Genomic DNA, 17,916 nt, shown 5'->3' on the forward strand with positions numbered 1-17,916 from the left:
CATTGCGAGGAACGAAGCAATCTTTCAGCGTCATTGCGAGGAACGAAGCAATCTTCCCTGCATGTCATGCTGAGCGAAGTCGAAGTATCTACATTTGGTACACGTGCAGATCCTTCGACTACGCTCAGGAGGACATGGAAAGAAAGATTGCTTCGTCGTACCTCCTCGCAATGACGCAAACCTCCTCGCAATGACGCAAACCTCCTCGCAATGACGAAAAAACACTAAAATTACTTCCCAAACTTCCTTGGCATATAGCTCAAAGAAACCATATAATACTGCGTTAGAATATTCCTCGTTCCTGAAGTAAACTCCGTTACACTATCATAAAAATAAAAGCCTTTATTCTGCTTCAATAAATCCAGCGCTGCTACCTTCACTTCTAAATTATTACCTTTCAACATTCTATACGTCATATTCGCATTCCAGATCAAAGCCTTATTATCCTGAAACTTTGAAAAGTTGGTCCTGTTATCCAAACTAGTATTAATTGTCCATCTTTTCGTCAACATATATGCCGTAGCAAGACCCAAAGTCCAATTCTTTGACGTATAATCATTATTACTGTTCTCCGCTTTTTTATCTGTTCTCGAATAAATTCCAAAATTATTCTTCATCGCCACCTGCAGCTTATTCAAGAATGTATAATTCATATTCATTTGAAAAGAAAGGTTTCTATTGATCATTTCCTGCATAAAGTCATCCACATATTGATATTTATTACCCCAACTTCCATTATTGGAAACATTAAGGGTTAAGGTATGATCTTTCTTTAACAAAAATGGTTTATCAAAACTAAGATAATAAGACACGAGATGTTGAGATTGAGGAACCTGACTCGTATATACCTGTTGTTCGGGTCCTTCAAAAACCAAACTATCCGTAAGACCATCCTTATAAATTCTATAATTAACATTATAATTAAACCTAGCAGAATATTGCTTCATTTCATTATAATTTCCATTCAAACTAAAAGCATGAACACCAGTAGCTTTTAATAGATATCTTGAACCATAATACCGTATTCCTGGATTGATATCATCATATATCGGCCTCAGCCTATCCAAAGAAGGATACTCTTCATTATAATTATAACTTAAAGCATTGCTGAGGTAATATTTACCCATACGGCTAAAGCTTTGGTTTAGGGAAATATTAGGCTTAAATGTGGTGAAATTTTGAAGTAAATTCCGATAATCCAATGTAGAGGTCTGATCATCCCTAAAAAATCTTGCCCCCATAGACAGGTTAAGACTGATGCTTTTACTATACCTACCATTTAGGTATTTACTCTGTAAACTGGTATTATAGGTTAAAGTTGGTTCATATTCTAACTGATTTGATGAAGAAACATGTGTCAATGAACCATTCTCAATCATATCTCCCGCAAACAGTTCATTTACAACTTGGTCAAAATCTGATTTTTTATAATTTAACCGCTGTTTCAAACCAAATTTATCATATGATAAATTCATATCTGCAGATATATCTTTAGAATCATTTGAACTATTATAACTCCTATTACTTTCTTTGTTCAATTCAGGATCAGTAAAGTTCTCATAATTACCAAGCATAAAGTTTTCTCCATTTGAGGAACCTACTGATCCCCATAATCCAAAATCAAAACCAATTAAATCAAACGTTTTATTCAAACTTTTCCCATCCCCATCCTTTACTTTCCATTTCTGATTTAAATTATACCGTAAATTGAAATCCATAGCTGAATTTAATGAGGTATTTGAGTTTTCAAGGCTATTGGAAGATTGGTTTTCCAAATAATCATATAGGTACAGGTTACTTGAAATACTTTCTGAGTGGCTATTTCTCAAATTGATATCTGCACTGTAATTAAAGCTACGTTCTTCACCATTGCTTGAATTTTTTCTCCGGGAATATTTAAAATTTCCAGTCTGATGTCTAGAATCATATTCCGCATTGGATTTGGATGAGCGGCTATTATGGTCTGTACTTTCCGAGGTCAATAGAATGGTTTGCGATTCGTTTTCCTGCAAATTCTTTTCCCATCTCGCATTTACATTTCCCTGAAAATTGTGTTGATTATTGGTTTGGTTGTTACCACTAAGGTCGTATTGATAACGAGCGCCAATCACATGCTGATTCAGGATCCCCTGTCGCTGAAAATCGGATTCAAAATCCGCATTTACCCCTATCCCTTTGAATGTTGTATTCCTCAAGAGTTGGTCCACACTGCTCAGGTTTTTATTGATATTATTGACAGAATACGCAACTGTTGCCTGTGATTTGCCAAAGCTTTTATTCAGGTTCATATTTCCTTGATACCTATCGTCTGTACCATATCCAGCACCAATACTACCAAACATCATGTTCTCCTTCCCCCTTTTCAGCACCACATTCATTTCCATCTGTTTATTTTCAGGCTCTTTCTGTTTTTCTTCAAAGGTTCGCTTATCATATACCTGAAGCTTATCCACCGCTTTTTTATCAATATTCTGAAGCGCAATAGCCATATCCGATCCAAAGAAAGGCTTGCCATTCACTAGAATAGTGGGAACCGTTCTACCATTATACGTCACTTCACCATCGCCCCAGACAACCATCCCAGGCAATTTTTGTAACAGATCTTCAACAACCGCATTGGAATCCAATTGGAAAGCATCAGCATTGAATTCGATGGTATCCCCATTCATGCGAACAGGAGGAATCAGATCCACCACTTCAATCTCATTCTCTACTTGGATCATATTGATTTTGCCAAAATCCTTGCTTTCATTGGTGGCCAATTGATAATCGATCTTTACTTTTTTATAACCCTGAAGACTGAACTCAATATACATGGGTTTTCCAACCGTAGGTTTTTCGATTAGGAATTTCCCATACCGGTCAGTAAGGGAAACTTGATCTACCGATTTCTTGCCGTTTTCATAAATGGAAACCGTAGCTGCTTCCAACACCCTATTGTAGGTGGAATCAATAAGAGTACCTTGAATTTTTGTTTGGGCATGGATAGTACCAATCATGCCCATGATGAACATGAGGAATAGTATAATTTTTTGGCGCATGTTATTTAAGCTTAAAACGGACAAGGATTGGGTTTAGGGACTTTTCTAATTGGAGATATTCCTTTCGCATACTATGCCCTTCAATTTTAGACTTCTCCTTTGCACGGGCTATATCATTTGGAAATATAATGGTATAAATGTATTCTCCATCCGTTGTCAATAAATTATAGCCTAAAAATTCCAGATAATCGTTGGATTTATCGGGAAGTATTTTATTGAGGCTAATTATTTCATTGTTCGATAAATTTAGGGCAATACGAGTCTGGTTTGAACCAATTACTTGAAATAAAAGATATTGTTTATAGCGTTTTGCTGCCGCAATGCTTACTATTTTATCCCTATTATTTTCAATATATTTCATATATGATTGTACGGATTTATACAAATCATAATTACTGGTATCCACCGTATTTTTAAATGGGAATACTAATTGGATAATTTTACTTACTCCCGTAGGATTGAGCTGGGCAATTCGATAGGTATTTGGGAATACGGCAAAACCAATTTCTTCGGAGGTTTTAATGATTGTTTCAGTTCCAAACATAAATCCTATGGTATCTCTTGGGTCATAACGAACCAATATACTATCATTCATTTTTAGAGCATATTCCGGCAAGGAATCTTTTTTTCCAGAAGCAGGAGAACCATAATAAAATTTGGTGTCCTGTAAGGAAATAAAAGACTTTGTCCCCTTGTATTTATAATCTAAGTCCTTTTCCAGGATTTCTCCTTTTTCGTTAAAAACAACCTTTAATTTATCGCCATATGCAACAATTTTTCCTTTTTCCTGTTGGATGTAATAGAATAAGACTTTATTTTTTGGTTTAAATCCTTCGATTTCTGAAATACGTTTTATTAAATTCCCTTTCAGATCGTATATGAATAGATTTTGATTACTGTTGTTGATGATGCCTATATTAGTAGAGGTAGTAATGATATTTGATATGTAATCAATAATGTCGTTTTTACCACCTCCTAAAGGGATATATTCAAGATCAGTTAAGTTTTCAGATACTGTGCCCCCGCGCAATTGTTCCAGGATAATACGGATTTTTTCTACAGGATAATCGGAAGAATAAATCAAACGCTGGGAATAAGCAGAAAGAAAGGTTGAAAGGAATAGGAATAATAATAGGATTTTTCTCATAAATAAGGTGTTGATAATTGGTATTTATATTTGGTATTGATAATTGGTGTTGTTAATTGGTGTTAATCCTACGTCATTGCGAGGAACGAAGCAATCTTCCCTGCATGTCATGCTGAGCGAAGTCGAAGCATCTACATTTGGTACCCGTGCAGATCCTTCGACTACGCTCAGGATGACATGGAAACTCAGGATGACATGGAAAGAAAGATTGCTTCGTCGTACCTCCTCGCAATGACGTAAACATTACCCAAGTTTTAAAATCTCATCAAACTGCTGGGATAATTTTCTCAAATGATTCCGATCCCCGTGACCTACTTCCAACGTCATCCACTCTCCCTTATAATTACTCTTCCGAATCGTTTCCATTACCCTCTTCCAGTTCACATCCCCCTTCCCTAATTCCACCCCAAATCCCTTTCCTAAGCCTTGATTATTCATGATATCCTTACTAAACTCCTTCACATGCAATTTCACGATATGCGAATCCAAGCTTTCCAGCCAATGCTCCGGCCAGCCGTACCTAAGAATATTTCCTAAATCAAAATACCATCCCACTAAAGGATGATTGATTTCCTTCAGATACATTTTAGCCTCTATAGGACTTAAAATAAAGTTATTCCACACATTCTCAATCCCAATCTTCACCCCAAATTGTTCCACCTGTGGTAATATCCTCTTGATAGAATCAATGGAATTCTTCCAGGCAGTCTCATAAGAAACTTTATCATTAACCACTCCAGGCACCACCAGAACAGTATCTCCACCCAATGCCTTTGTTTCCTTAACAGTCTTTACCACCGAATCAATCGTAAATTTCCTTACAGAAGCATCAGGATCCGAAAGCGGCTTCGACCAATGATCCCGATTCACCAAACTCGGAATTTCTATCCCCGATTTTTCCTTTGCATCCAACAACTCATCAACAGTAAAATCTATAGGTCCATTAAACTCTACCCCATCAAAGCCCAAATCCTTTACCAACTTCAATTTATCCACCAAACTCAGGTTCTCTTGGATCATACTAAATCCCAATCCCTTTTTTATCTTTTTAGCAAACAAATACGATTCGGTCTTTGAAAATACAGGCGATGCAAGGCTAGCCCCCGCAAGAATGGATAAGCTTTTAATGAAATCTTTTCTTAACATGATTAATTAAATTGGGTTCAGGAATCTTAAAAAAGTGTCATTTTCATAATTCAACGGGAAAATACAAAAAAGAATACCTATTGCAAAACAATAGGTATTTTATATTAAACCGCCTTTTTTTCCTTTCTGATTTTGGGCTCACCCAATATCCAGCTTGGTTTTGGCTCTTTCAGTTTGATTATCTTATTGGTATCGGCATATTTCCGGATATGTTCCACAGCCTCCTGCACATCATCCGTAAACAATAACAGATCCTGATCTTCCGGACTAATGGTCTTCTCCTGAATCATCAGCTCCACATGTTCTTTGATAAATCGGTGATAATCAAGCCCCATAATAACAATTGGAAATTGGGAAATCTTTTTGGTTTGAATCAAGGTCAAGGTTTCAAAGAATTCATCCAATGTTCCAAAACCTCCCGGCATGATCACAAATGCAAAGGAATATTTCCTTAAAAGTTCTTTGCGAACAAAAAAGTAATCGATATTCACGAACTTATCCATATAGGGATTATGCATCTGCTCGTGGGGAAGTACGATATTACAGCCTACTGAAGGACCACCTACATCCTTAGCACCTCGATTTGCAGCCTCCATTATCCCAGGTCCTCCTCCGGTCATGATCGTAAATCCGATATTGGCCAATTCAGCCGATACTGCTCTTGCCTGCTTATAATACCGATGATCTTCGCCAAAGCGGGCAGATCCAAACACCGTAACACAAGGTCCTACAAAATGTAGCGTCCTAAATCCTTTCATAAACTGAAAGAAAACGCCAAAAACATACTTCAGCTCGATTAACCTATTTCTAGCTCCTTTAAAAAAGCTGATCTCTTCTCTAACAAATTTATTACTCATGTTCCAAAGGGCTAGCTAACAATTCTTGGGCTTCCTGTAAAATCTGCTGCTTTTTAGGTTGGGGAATCTGAATCCGATCCAATACGGCAGCATCTCGTATCAAGTCCTTTACCAGAATACATTGATTTTTCAATAACATGGACTTGTCCTGTTGGGTCAAGGTCGTTAAACAAGTTACCGGATACTCCCCATTATTATCCACCCGAGCTTTGATGGAACTTCCGCGCGGATAATCCCATGAAAGCAGGTTCATTTTATAATATTCGCCGAAGGCAATGGAATCGGTGGTTAGGTAGGCATTGGTCACCAACCACCCATCCGTAAATTCCTTTTTCTGGCCGAAGAAACTATACGGAATACCCGATACATCCTCTACCCTAGACTTGAAATACATAGGCGTAGTGACCGAAATCTTCGCGTCAGCATCGTTTCTGAATTTACATTCAATTGCCAGTAAAGTTTCCCCATGGAGAGCCACCACATCAATTTCATGTGATACGGCATGGCCTTGAACGGTTTGTCCGGTTACAGCTTGATACCCGTCTTCTTGAAACATCCTGGCCACCCACTTTTCAAAATAGAAACCCTCTGGTCCTAATTCACGTAAGGCTTTCTTCAGGCTATAACGCGCAGCGTAGGAACTTTTCTTAGCTTTTAAGGCTTTAAATGCCGCATCATAAAGCTCTCTTGTGCTGATTCCATCATAAAGACAATCCTTGATATCTTTATAAACCTGATCCACCTCCTGATCAGTAGCGCCGGAACGTGTCAGTGATTTTCTTAAAGCAGATTCATCAAAAGGCACCAATTCGCCAGAATACTTCTTTACTAGCATAGATAAATTTATTTTAAATGTGAAAGTACAAATTTTGCAGGTTATCCTGAAAATTCTAATTTCTCTCAAAACAAAAGCCTCGCCAAAACGTTTATAACATAACGATTAATAGAGACAATTATGAGCGGAATATTAAATTTAGCATTCGACAAGTTAAAATCTACCATGGACGATTCTTGTACAGATGGAAATATCGGCAAATCGGAACGCGTATTATCTGTTGTTGCAGGTGGATTCATTTTAGCGATGGGTATCAAATCCGTTTTGAAAAGCCCGTTAACATCCGTATCTGGAATCACTCTGGGTGGAGCATTGATCTACCGAGGAGTAACTGGTTATTGTGCTGTTAAAGATACATTTGACAGCAAAAAAGCAGAAGCTACAGTAGTTGAACACAGGTATTTTGTAAAATAACAAAATAGCCCATAAGAAGATCCGATTCCTATCCGTAGGAATCGGATTTTTTTATCTTTGAAAATGAAAAAAGTTGTCGTATTTACCGGAGCTGGGATCTCCGTAGAGAGTGGATTACCTACTTTTCGTGGAACAGATGGACTATGGGAGGGTCATCGCGTAGAAGATGTGGCCACTCCGGAGGCTTGGCAAAGAAACCCAGCATTGATGCAGGATTTTTATAACAAGCGTCGGAAGAACTGTATAGAAGCCACTCCAAACGAAGCACATTTAAAATTGGCTGAGTTGGAGCAGGATTTTGATGTACACATCATCACTCAGAATATCGACGACCTACATGAACGAGCCGGTAGCAGCAAGGTACTTCATCTCCATGGTGAAATCCGAAAGTCCCAATCCTCCATCAATCCCAATTTGGTATATGAAATCAAAGGCGATGAAATAATTTCTGGAAGTGTGTGTGAGTTAGGTTCTCCATTAAGACCACATGTGGTTTGGTTTGGGGAAGCTGTCCCGAATATGATCCCGGCATCCAAGCTTGCCTCCCAGGCTGATGTATTTGTAGTGATCGGCACATCCCTTCAGGTTTACCCTGCAGCAAACCTATTATATGAAACTTCCCCCTTATGTAAACTCATTCTGATTGACCCTAATGCGGAAGAATATCGGGTTCCACCCAACGTGATCAAGATTTCCGAAAAAGCCTCCAAAGGTGTTAGATATTTGGCAGATTTAATAGCCAAATAAAATTTTTTTACCACATAAAAACAACTATAATTCAACATTTTAGATATATTACATAAATTAATAATTTACTTTCCTATTTTTATGACAACAAAAAGAAAACCCCAAAACAAAATATAATTTTGTTTTGGGGTTTATTTATTAAATACCTATTGTTTTTCAAGCATTTATAAAATTTATATAAACCTATTATTGATATTTATTATAGGTTTCGATTATTGCCCCTCTCATCTGGGTAAAGATAGAAAGCACCTGTTGAATAAAGTGTTCATCCAACATTTCAAAAACTCCATTTATACCACCTACTACATCCACTTCAGCCAATTTATAGGATTGCTCTAAAGTACCTTGCTCAAACTTGATGATAAACTTCTGATTCATGCCGAAGATGCTAATCTTACATTCCGGATGAGGTAATTCTGCTAATACACGCATATAGATCACTAAAAAAATTCCAAGCCTGAATTGGACTTGGAATTTCAAAAATATAAAATTTAAATTGCTTAAACGACCCCTTGCGCTTTCATGGCTTCGGCTACTTTTATGAACCCACCAATATTAGCTCCTTTGAGGTAATTGATATAGCCGTTTGGCTCTTTACCATAGCGCACACAGGTTTTATGTATATTTTCCATGATCAATTTCAGGCGGTGGTCCACTTTTTCCCGTGCCCATTGCTGTCCGATCGCATTCTGGGACATTTCTAAGCCGGAAACAGCGACACCTCCAGCGTTGGCCGCTTTTCCAGGACCAAAATGGATCTTAGCTTGCAGATATACTTTAATGGCTTCTGCTGAGGATGGCATATTTGCCCCTTCAGCCACAATCTTACATCCATTTTTCACCAATCTTTTGGCATCTGCCTCATTGATCTCGTTCTGGGTGGCACATGGAAGGGCAATATCGCATGCAAACTGCCATGGATTTTCCTTGGCATGATAACTTGCAGAAGGATATTTCTTCGTGTATTTGGCCAGATCTCGCCCTAAGGTTCCTAGATAATTCAATTTATCCAGACTAAAGCCTTCCTTATCATAAATCGCTCCTTGACTATTGGACAAGGTGAGTACTTTTGCGCCCATTTGAATAGCTTTTTCAGCAGCGTAAAAGGCTACATTCCCTGCTCCGGAAATACAGACAGTCTTTCCTTCTATCTTTTCGTTATTGTAATCCAAAATACATTGAACAAAATAAAGCAGACCATAACCAGTAGCCTCTGGACGGATGTACGAACCACCCCAAGCAGTACCTTTTCCGGTCAATACACCTGAAAAATTGTTCTGCAAGCGCTTATATTGCCCGAACAGATAGCCTATTTCACGTCCTCCAACACCAATATCCCCCGCAGGAACATCGGTTTCCGACCCAATATGTCTTTGTAATTCGGTCATGAAGCTTTGGCAAAAACGCATGATTTCCATATCTGACTTTCCTTTGGGATCAAAATCAGAACCTCCCTTTCCACCACCAATAGGCAAACTGGTCAGGCTGTTCTTGAACACCTGCTCAAATGCCAAAAACTTAAGAATGCTCAGATTTACATCTGGGGCAAATCGCAAACCTCCCTTGTAAGGTCCGATGGCCGAATTCATTTGAACACGATAACCTCGATTTACCTGGATCTGATTCTGATCATCTGTCCAAGCCACCCGAAAAGAAACAATTCGTTCAGGTTCAACCATCCGTTCTAAAATTTTAAGGTCAATAAGATCAGGACGATGCTCATTTACATAGGGAATAAGATCTTCGACAACCTCCGTGACAGCCTGTAAAAATTCAGGTTCATTTGGGTTTCGCAAATCAACTTGTTTGATGAAATTCTTAAGATTTAGGGACATTTATTGTTAATTATTTATTTTTTCACCACAATACTAATGAAAATATTGAAAAAACGCTAATTATTTACGCATTTTATCAATACAATTAAAAGCCCTAAATAACTGGAAAGGATTATAAATTAGTAGGCAAAAACAGTTGACCGTAATGCTTTAAATCTTCCAATCCATCGGTGGTATCAAAAATACCGTAGACAGAAGATCCAGATCCGCTCATGGATGCATAAATAGCCCCCAATTCATACATCTTATTCTTGATATCACCTATCAGCGGATATTTTTCGAAAAGAGAAAATTCAAAATCATTCTTAATGGTATATTTCCATTCCTGAATGGGAAGATTTATCGCTTGCCGTAAATCCAGTTCGGATGGTTTCGGAAGGACCTGACTATATGCTTCTGCCGTAGAGATATGGATATCCGGCTTGACCAGTACGATCTGATAGGAAGATAGATCAAGAGCAATCTCTTCGAGATCTGTTCCTATACCTACAGCATACATCGCTTTATTCTCTACAAAGAATGGACAATCGGCACCAAGTTTTGCAGCTAATTGCTTCAATTCTTCTGTAGAAATATTTAAGGAAAATTGTTCGTTCAATAACAGTAATACAGCTGTTGCATCGGAAGAACCTCCCCCTAAGCCAGCACCAATCGGAATATTTTTCAGCAAATGAATGGTTACTGGAGGTAAATCATATATGGAACTTAACAACCTATATGCCCTTAAACACAAGTTATTATCATCAGCTATTAAATCTGAATTCCAAATCTGCAAGGCTACTTCCTGGCTAGGTGTGATTTCGACAGCATCATAAATCTTCACTGGATAAAACACAGTTTCCAGGTTATGGTATCCGTCGGAACGCTTTTCTGTAATATGCAAGCCTATATTGATTTTAGCATTTGCGAATTTGAGCATAGTTGATTTTTAATGTGGATGATATAATAAACGCACTCTCTTCCTACAAATATGCTATTTTTTAAGGATTAAATGGATTTATTATCTTTGGATAAGTTTGAACCTTATGTCTATAAAATCTGGCTTTATTGGCTTTTTCCTATTATTCATTAGTGTCAGCATCCTAGGGCAGAACATCCCTAGGGTCGGAACCCCTTTTGTGCAGCAATATACCAAATCGATGTATGCTGCTGGAAACCAAAATTGGGGACTTGCCATCAGTCATGACGGATTTGTATATGCAGCCAATACGGAAGGTTTATTGGTATTTGATGGACAGGAATGGAAGCTTTTCCCTATGAAGAACCACGCCAGCCTACGCAGCGTCAATATCGATAAAGAAGGAAGAGTTTTTGTTGGTGGGTCGGGTGAATTTGGCTATTGGACCAGAGGAAGCTATGGGAAAATGAACTACACCAGCTTGTCGGACTCAATCAAAGATAAAGAAACCTTACGCAATGATGATATCTGGCGGATCCTCATCCAAGAAGACCAGGTATTCTTCCACAGCTTTTCAAAAAGTTACCGCTATCAAAAAGGGAGCATTGATTTGCTAAGAGCACAGGGCGAGCCTTTCCTATTCGGCCATCAGGTTGGTTACAACCTGTATTTTGAACAGATACCTTCGGGTTTACACCGCTTGAGCAATAATCGTCTAGAAAGGATTCCAGACGCAGCCAAGCTCCAGGGCATGAATATTTTAAGCATGCTCCCCTTCCATGATCATCAAACCTTAATCGCAACCGCCAATCATGGTTTGTTCTTAATGAGCCCCACAGGCTCCATCAAACCTTTTCCAACGGCGGCTGATGATGCCCTCAAAAGATATCAGATCAATAATGGGGTTAAACTTTTTGCAGATCAGTACGCCTTTGGAACCATACAGAATGGGGTGTATATCGTGAATAAATCGGGTGAAATCGTTCAGCATATCAGCAAGAACAATGGATTACAGAACAATACCGTATTAAGTTTAGCCGTGGATAAACAATCCAATCTTTGGGTGGGCTTAGATAATGGGATCGACCGCATTGATATCAATTCACCCTTATATTATTATTCAGACTTTACAGGCAATATCGGTACAGTATACAGTTCGATCCTGTTCAATAATAAGATCTACCTGGGCACCAACCAAGGTTTGTTCGTAAGTGATTGGAAAGGGGTTTCCTCTTATAATTCATTGAAATTTCAACTCATCCCCAATTCCCAAGGCCAAGTATGGCAATTGGCGAATATTGCGGGAAAACTGGTTATAGGCCATAATAATGGCACTTTTATCTTAGAGGACCAAGTGCTTAAAAAAATCTCTTCTGTAACCGGAGCTTGGAAATTTCTACCTGTTGCCAATAGTAATTATTGGCTGCAAGGAAATTACACTGGAATCGGATTGATGACCACAGATCCAACCGTGTCATTTGTCAAACAGTTGGAAGGCAGGAACGACCTAACGCGCGACATTTACCAAGAGCAAGCGGAAACTTTTTGGATAAGTAACCAACAGCAAGTTCAACAGGTAAAATTCAATCCCGGATACCAATCCGTAAAAGAATGGAAAACCATGGATAAAGGACTGCCGAAGAATGCCCGGATCCATGGAATATATAACTTGGCCAATAACGCTGTATTTGCTACCGACTCAGGCTTCTACCGTTTTGACCATGTATTGAATGAATTTAAAGCCTATGCGGAACTCAACGGACAGCTGGGTTCTTTTTACAATGCCAACAAGGTCATTCCGATCAGCAACAACCAATACTGGCTAATCAAAAAATCTCATATTGCCCGGGTGGAATTTCCCGCCGATGAACAAATCCGAATTGACTCTTCCTCCTGGAATTCGTTAAAAGGGAGAATGATGAATAATTACGAACATATATTACAGGTTAACAGCGAACTATCCCTGTTTGGTTTAGATAATGGTTTTGCACTTTACTTCAACAAATTCCCCGTAAAGCAACAGATTCCCAAACCCATTATCACCAATATCTGGAACATCACCAAGGACCAGAAACCTTTATATGACGACTTAAGCATTCCCAATGCCGAAAACAATTTAAGGATTTCATTCGCGTCGCCTTGGTATTCCTCATCGCCCATTCGATACCAATATGTCTTGGAAGGTTATACCGATGATTGGTCCAACTGGGATGTGGTAGCTTATAGGGATTTCACGAATCTGCCCTTTGGAAATTATACCTTTAAGGTTCGAGCGATATCAGCAAACGGGATACAATCTGATATCACATCGATTAACTTTCGAATCAAGGCTCCTTGGTACCTGAGTTGGCCAATGATCCTGCTATACGTATTAGCGGCTATCTTTCTGTTCTTTTGGAGCAAGAAAGCTTATGAAAAGCGGCTAAAGGAAGACCAACGTAAGCTGAAGGAAAACATGTTAGCAGATCAAGAAAAACGTTTGGCCCGAGAAGCCGAAGAGAACGAAAAGAAATTGATGGCCATAAAGAACGAACAACTCGAACAGGAACTTGCCATCAAAAACAGGGAATTGGCCAATTCGGCCATGAATATTGTCTATAAAAATGAAATGCTCAACAACCTGCATCATGAACTGACCAACCTGAATGATTCTAATGGTAACAAGTTGAGTAACGAGCAATTACGAAAGGTAAATAAACTGATTGATGAAGCACATAGTGATGATCGGGACTGGGATCTTTTTGAAAAAAGCTTCAATGAAGCCCATGAGAATTTCTTCAAAAAACTGAAAGCTGATTATCCGAGCTTGGTGCCCAATGATCTTAAACTCTGTGCCTACCTAAGGCTGAACATGTCGAGTAAGGAGATTGCCTCCTTATTGAATATCAGTACCAGAGGTGTGGAGATCCGTAGGTACCGATTGCGGAAAAAACTGGAATTGCCAACGAATAAAAATCTTACCGAATTTTTATTGGAACTGTAATTACCATCGCCCGCCGGCACCCCCACCACCGGAAGAACCACCACCAAAACTTCCACTGCTGGATGAGGAACCACCGCCAGAAGATCCTCCAGAAGAACTACTGCTGCTGGAGCGGGTCTTCTTGGCAATGGTGTAGAATTCAATATGCTTTTTATAATTACAAAACTGACATTTATCGAATTTCTCTCCAGAACCTGCACTGGAATAATTCGCAGCAACTACCGTTTTGGTCTGGTTTTTCAATAAGGTATGATACCCACATGCCGGACAGACATCAAATTTTTTACTTACTTCCCAAGGGACCAATTCATACTTCCCGGTCTTACTATGCTGCCAGATTTCATATTTCCGGGATCCTTTCTGCTCTTCGGCACGTTGGCCATCATCAAGGATCGTCTTGATCTTTTTGGCGTCCTTATTTCGATTCAAGCGCGTCCATTCCGGATCATTGTTCGGTGGAAGAAAACGACCTCTGTTTTTGAACATCCGATTTGAAAGCCAAATCAAATCGAATAGCGCCAATGGTGAAAGCAACATAGGTACCAGAAGGTAATTCCTAAACTTCTTGAGTGCAATTTGTTTTTCTTCCTCATCCTTGCCACCCTTAACGATACTTTCCCTACCAGTAGTAATCCGCATGGCCAAAATAACCCCTCCCAATGCAAATAATATATAAGGGGTATTGTTCTTATTATACAAGGGGCTGAGATCCTCATATAAAATGATCAGTGGGAAAACTGATACAAACATCAATAATACACCACATCCAAGCCCATAAAATATTGGCTTTACAAACGAGACTTTGTTCGCTTTTTTTAATAGCGATTTAATGACTAGATGGGTATAGATGTATAATGCAATAAAAAAGAGGATCACCAATAAGCTATTTTTAAAAATAGCATTATCCCAACTGAAGAAAGGCTGTGCTTCGGGCATCATCTCCTTCAGCTCTTTTACGGAATCTGGTGATTTAAGCACATGTTCAATAAAACGCACCGCTTGAAAAACACCAGCGCTGTAATACCCCTGTTGAAAATTAGGTACAAGGTATAATTCGCCCACCCGCTTTAAATAGGCATCCGGAAAGAGCCGTTCCATTCCATAGCCAGAAATAAAACGATATTCCCGCCTATCCTTTGCGATAAAGAGCAACAATCCATTGTTGGACTCTTTTTTCCCAATCCCCCATTTATTGAATAAAGATAAAGCAAATTCAAAATCATCTTCACCATCGTAATCATTGACCAGCACAATGGCAAACTCCGCCCCTGTTTCCTGTTCTATGCTTTTACATATACTATCAAGTTCCTGCACGGAATACCAATCCAAAATACCATCGGGATTGGAAACATAATAATCTTGTCCTTTACTTTTAGGATTGGGGATCTGCGCATGTAAAGCTGGGATACAAAAGAATAGAACCAGCCAAAGTTTTAGAATAGTGTGAAAAATACCTTTCAAAAGCATAATTGGATTTAAATCATACCCCCATGTACTTGGGGAGAATTATCATTCGAATATAATCATTTAAAAAATACCCTTACAAGAACTTGACATTTTATCCCTATTATGGTCTATTATTTGAGCAATATATATTATGGGAAAAATTTTAAAAGTACTTTTAACACTGGCCATCATCATCGGGGTCACCTGGTTTGTATGGGACCGTATAAAGCCAAGCACGAAAACCGAAAGCAATCATCAGGTGCTATTGGAAAGAATCGAAGCCATGGGCAAACTCGAGTTGGTAAAATATAGATATAGCGACGTGGTTGAACATAAAAGCATCAGTGCCTATCTTCCTGATGCGAGTGTACTATTGATCATCAAAGCAGATGCAGTAGGTTGTATTGACCTCACTAAACTCGATTCAACGGACATTCAGGTTACTGGTGATTCTGTTACCATCCATCTTCCAAAACCTGAAATATGTTACGTCAAAATCGACCATAAAGATTCGAAGGTATATGATACCAAAATGGCGTTTTTTAGGGAAGCAGACCTGGTAGATGAAGCCTATAAATATGCAGAAGAGGAAATCCACAAACAGGTTAAGGCATCTGATATCCTTTCACAGACTCAAAAAAATGCCATGTCGGTGTTCCAGCCTTTGATCGAAGCTTTGGAATTCAAAAAAGTAACCCTTACATTCGATTAAAATCGAAATCATGAAGGAAAGTAAAGATGTCTACAAGATCTATGACAAAATAGCCGGTTGGTTCCATCAGAACCGTGGGCAAGACCTCATGGAGAAGGCTTATCTGGATTTTGTCCTGGAAAAAATCCCCCAAGATGGAAAGATACTGGATTTAGGTTGCGGAACTGGAAAGCCCATCTTAGCCTATCTACTATCTTTGGGAAGATCAGTCGTTGCGGTTGATGCCAGTAGGGAGATCCTTAAGATTGCAGCCCAGAATTTCCCCGAACAAGCTTTTATCCTTCAGGATATGAGGAATTTGGATCTACCGGAAAAATTCGACGCCATCATAGCTTGGCATAGCTTTTTTCATCTGCCTGCTGCAGATCAGCAATCGATGTTCCCTATATTCAAACAATACTTGAACCCCGGTGGTATGTTGGTTTTTACCTCCGGCCCGGATGAGGGTGAAGCTTGGAGTAGGTTAAACCAGGAAGATGTATACCATGCCTCCTTATCCCCAACGGATTATGAGCATCTATTAAAAGCAAACGAGTTTATTGTCCTTAAGAAAGCGTTGGAAGACCCAACTGTTGGTAATGCTTCCGTTTGGGTCTGCCAAAGAATCTAAACTGTCTTAAATCCGATCTTTTTCATGTTTGGCAAGAAGTAAGCAATAATACCAATCAAAGGCAGGAATGAACATACATGATAGATATTATCTAATGAGGTATGATCGGCCCACCAACCCAGGAATGCGGCTCCTATCCCACCCATTCCAAAGGCAAAACCATAGAATAAACCCGATACCATGCCGATTTTCTTCGGCAGCAGTTCTTGTGCATAAACCAAAATGGAAGGAAAGGCAGAAGCCATAATAAATCCAATAACCGAAACCAGAATGGCCGTCCAGAAGGGATTGGCGTAAGGTAATAACAATGTGAAAGGTGCACAACCTAGCACAGAAAGCCAAATAATATATTTCCTACCTAAAATATCGCCCAAGGATCCGCCAATCAAAGTTCCTAAAGCAATGGCAATCAAGAAATAGAACAGGTATAACTGCGCTCCAACTTCAGATATCCCGAACTTCTGCATCAGGTAGAATTGCAGGTAACTCGTAATGCTGGCGATATAGATGTATTTGGAAAAAATCAATAGCAATAATATACCAATTGACCAAGCAATGCGTTGGGAAGACAGATCTGGGATTTTGAGCAGTTTCTTGCCATTTCCTTTTTGTGCCAACAAGACTTTCTGGTACCATTTTGCAATATAGGTCAACACCACCTGGGCAAGAACAATTACAGCGACAAACCAAATAATATACCGTTGTCCATTGGGGATGACAAACCAGGCCAATAGCAATGGTCCTAAGGCTGTCCCGGTATTACCACCGATCTGGAAAATAGATTGGGCAAGACTTCTTTTTCCTCCGGAGGACATAAAGGCCACCCTGGAAGATTCAGGATGGAAGATAGATGACCCGATACCCACCATGATCACGGAAAACAAGATGGAACCATAATTATTGGAATAGGCCAGAGAGATCACCCCTACAAAACTGAACATCATCCCAACGATCTGTGAATAAGGTTTTGGATGTTTATCCGTATAAGCGCCTATAACGGGCTGTAGTAAGGAAGAAGCCAATTGGAAGCAGAGGGTAATAACACCAATCTGGGCATAATTCAAATGGAAATTTTCTTTTAGCATCGGATAGGATGCTGGTATGATAGCCTGGATCAGGTCATTCAGTAAATGTGCAATACAGATTGCAAATAATATGGGATAGGTAGTTTTTTGAGGATTATAAACAAAGGAAGCCTTCTGCATGATATATACGAAAATTAACAGCCGGATGTTAAATTCATCC

Annotated in this window: 15 protein-coding genes; 5 read left to right on the forward strand and 10 right to left on the reverse strand. The window is 39.1% G+C overall.

Annotation, left to right across the window (positions count from 1 at the left end; genetic code table 11):
* Positions 1–230 precede the first annotated feature (230 nt).
* From E3D81_RS03740 to E3D81_RS03760, 5 genes are all read right to left on the reverse strand, one after another.
* Positions 231–3,041, reverse strand: coding sequence for a hypothetical protein (locus tag E3D81_RS03740; protein ID WP_134776456.1), 2,811 nt, complete (start codon positions 3,039–3,041; stop codon positions 231–233).
* Position 3,042: 1 nt separating this feature from the next.
* On the reverse strand, positions 3,043–4,188 hold the full coding sequence (locus E3D81_RS03745; RefSeq protein ID WP_134776457.1) for a hypothetical protein: 1,146 nt from the start codon (positions 4,186–4,188) through the stop codon (positions 3,043–3,045).
* A gap of 243 nt (positions 4,189–4,431) precedes the next feature.
* Entirely contained in the window at positions 4,432–5,334 is a 903-nt protein-coding gene (locus tag E3D81_RS03750; protein ID WP_134776458.1) for a sugar phosphate isomerase/epimerase family protein, read from the reverse strand.
* Between the two features lie 104 nt (positions 5,335–5,438).
* Entirely contained in the window at positions 5,439–6,191 is a 753-nt protein-coding gene (locus tag E3D81_RS03755; RefSeq protein WP_134776459.1) for a TIGR00730 family Rossman fold protein, read from the reverse strand.
* Positions 6,184–7,026, reverse strand: coding sequence for an ATP cone domain-containing protein (locus tag E3D81_RS03760; RefSeq protein ID WP_134776460.1), 843 nt, complete (start codon positions 7,024–7,026; stop codon positions 6,184–6,186). The genes E3D81_RS03755 and E3D81_RS03760 overlap by 8 nt, the downstream gene beginning before the upstream one ends.
* Positions 7,027–7,146: 120 nt before the next feature.
* On the opposite strand from E3D81_RS03760, the gene E3D81_RS03765 reads away from it, so the two are divergent.
* Both E3D81_RS03765 and E3D81_RS03770 read left to right on the forward strand, forming a co-directional pair.
* The gene (locus tag E3D81_RS03765) at positions 7,147–7,440 is read left to right on the forward strand and encodes a DUF2892 domain-containing protein (protein ID WP_099366277.1); all 294 of its coding nucleotides are present in this window, start codon (positions 7,147–7,149) and stop codon (positions 7,438–7,440) included.
* Between the two features lie 63 nt (positions 7,441–7,503).
* Positions 7,504–8,187 (forward strand): SIR2 family NAD-dependent protein deacylase, encoded by a 684-nt coding sequence (locus E3D81_RS03770; RefSeq protein ID WP_134776461.1) that lies wholly within the window; start codon positions 7,504–7,506, stop codon positions 8,185–8,187.
* A gap of 186 nt (positions 8,188–8,373) precedes the next feature.
* On the opposite strand, the gene E3D81_RS03775 is transcribed toward E3D81_RS03770, so the two are convergent.
* The 3 genes from E3D81_RS03775 to ispE all read right to left on the reverse strand — a co-directional run bounded on the left by E3D81_RS03775 (position 8,374) and on the right by ispE (position 10,941).
* Positions 8,374–8,619 (reverse strand): hypothetical protein, encoded by a 246-nt coding sequence (locus tag E3D81_RS03775; protein WP_134778376.1) that lies wholly within the window; start codon positions 8,617–8,619, stop codon positions 8,374–8,376.
* 68 nt (positions 8,620–8,687) lie between these two features.
* The gene (gene gdhA, locus E3D81_RS03780; protein WP_134776462.1) at positions 8,688–10,022 is read right to left on the reverse strand and encodes an NADP-specific glutamate dehydrogenase; all 1,335 of its coding nucleotides are present in this window, start codon (positions 10,020–10,022) and stop codon (positions 8,688–8,690) included.
* A gap of 112 nt (positions 10,023–10,134) precedes the next feature.
* A complete protein-coding gene (gene ispE / locus E3D81_RS03785; protein WP_134776463.1) occupies positions 10,135–10,941 on the reverse strand; it encodes a 4-(cytidine 5'-diphospho)-2-C-methyl-D-erythritol kinase in 807 nt (268 codons plus the stop codon).
* A gap of 106 nt (positions 10,942–11,047) precedes the next feature.
* Between ispE and E3D81_RS03790 the strand changes: the two genes are divergently transcribed.
* Complete coding sequence (locus E3D81_RS03790) at positions 11,048–13,903, forward strand: triple tyrosine motif-containing protein (protein WP_134776464.1); 2,856 nt, start codon at positions 11,048–11,050, stop codon at positions 13,901–13,903.
* Here E3D81_RS03790 and E3D81_RS03795 read toward each other — a convergent pair whose 3' ends face one another.
* Positions 13,904–15,370 carry a TPM domain-containing protein gene (locus E3D81_RS03795; RefSeq protein WP_134776465.1) on the reverse strand — a complete coding sequence of 489 codons (1,467 nt, stop codon included), beginning with the start codon at positions 15,368–15,370 and terminating at the stop codon, positions 13,904–13,906. It lies immediately after the preceding gene.
* Positions 15,371–15,500: 130 nt separating this feature from the next.
* Here E3D81_RS03795 and E3D81_RS03800 point away from each other — a divergent pair, with 130 nt between their 5' ends.
* Complete coding sequence (locus E3D81_RS03800) at positions 15,501–16,061, forward strand: DUF4230 domain-containing protein (RefSeq protein WP_134776466.1); 561 nt, start codon at positions 15,501–15,503, stop codon at positions 16,059–16,061.
* 10 nt (positions 16,062–16,071) lie between these two features.
* The gene (locus E3D81_RS03805; RefSeq protein WP_134776467.1) at positions 16,072–16,671 is read left to right on the forward strand and encodes a class I SAM-dependent DNA methyltransferase; all 600 of its coding nucleotides are present in this window, start codon (positions 16,072–16,074) and stop codon (positions 16,669–16,671) included.
* Here E3D81_RS03805 and E3D81_RS03810 read toward each other — a convergent pair.
* Positions 16,668–17,876: an MFS transporter gene (locus E3D81_RS03810; RefSeq protein ID WP_134776468.1), complete on the reverse strand. Its 1,209-nt coding sequence runs from the start codon at positions 17,874–17,876 to the stop codon at positions 16,668–16,670. The genes E3D81_RS03805 and E3D81_RS03810 overlap by 4 nt on opposite strands.
* Positions 17,877–17,916 lie beyond the last annotated feature (40 nt).

It is taken from the genome of Sphingobacterium sp. CZ-2 (assembly GCF_004526235.1).
Classification (GTDB): domain Bacteria; phylum Bacteroidota; class Bacteroidia; order Sphingobacteriales; family Sphingobacteriaceae; genus Sphingobacterium; species Sphingobacterium tenebrionis.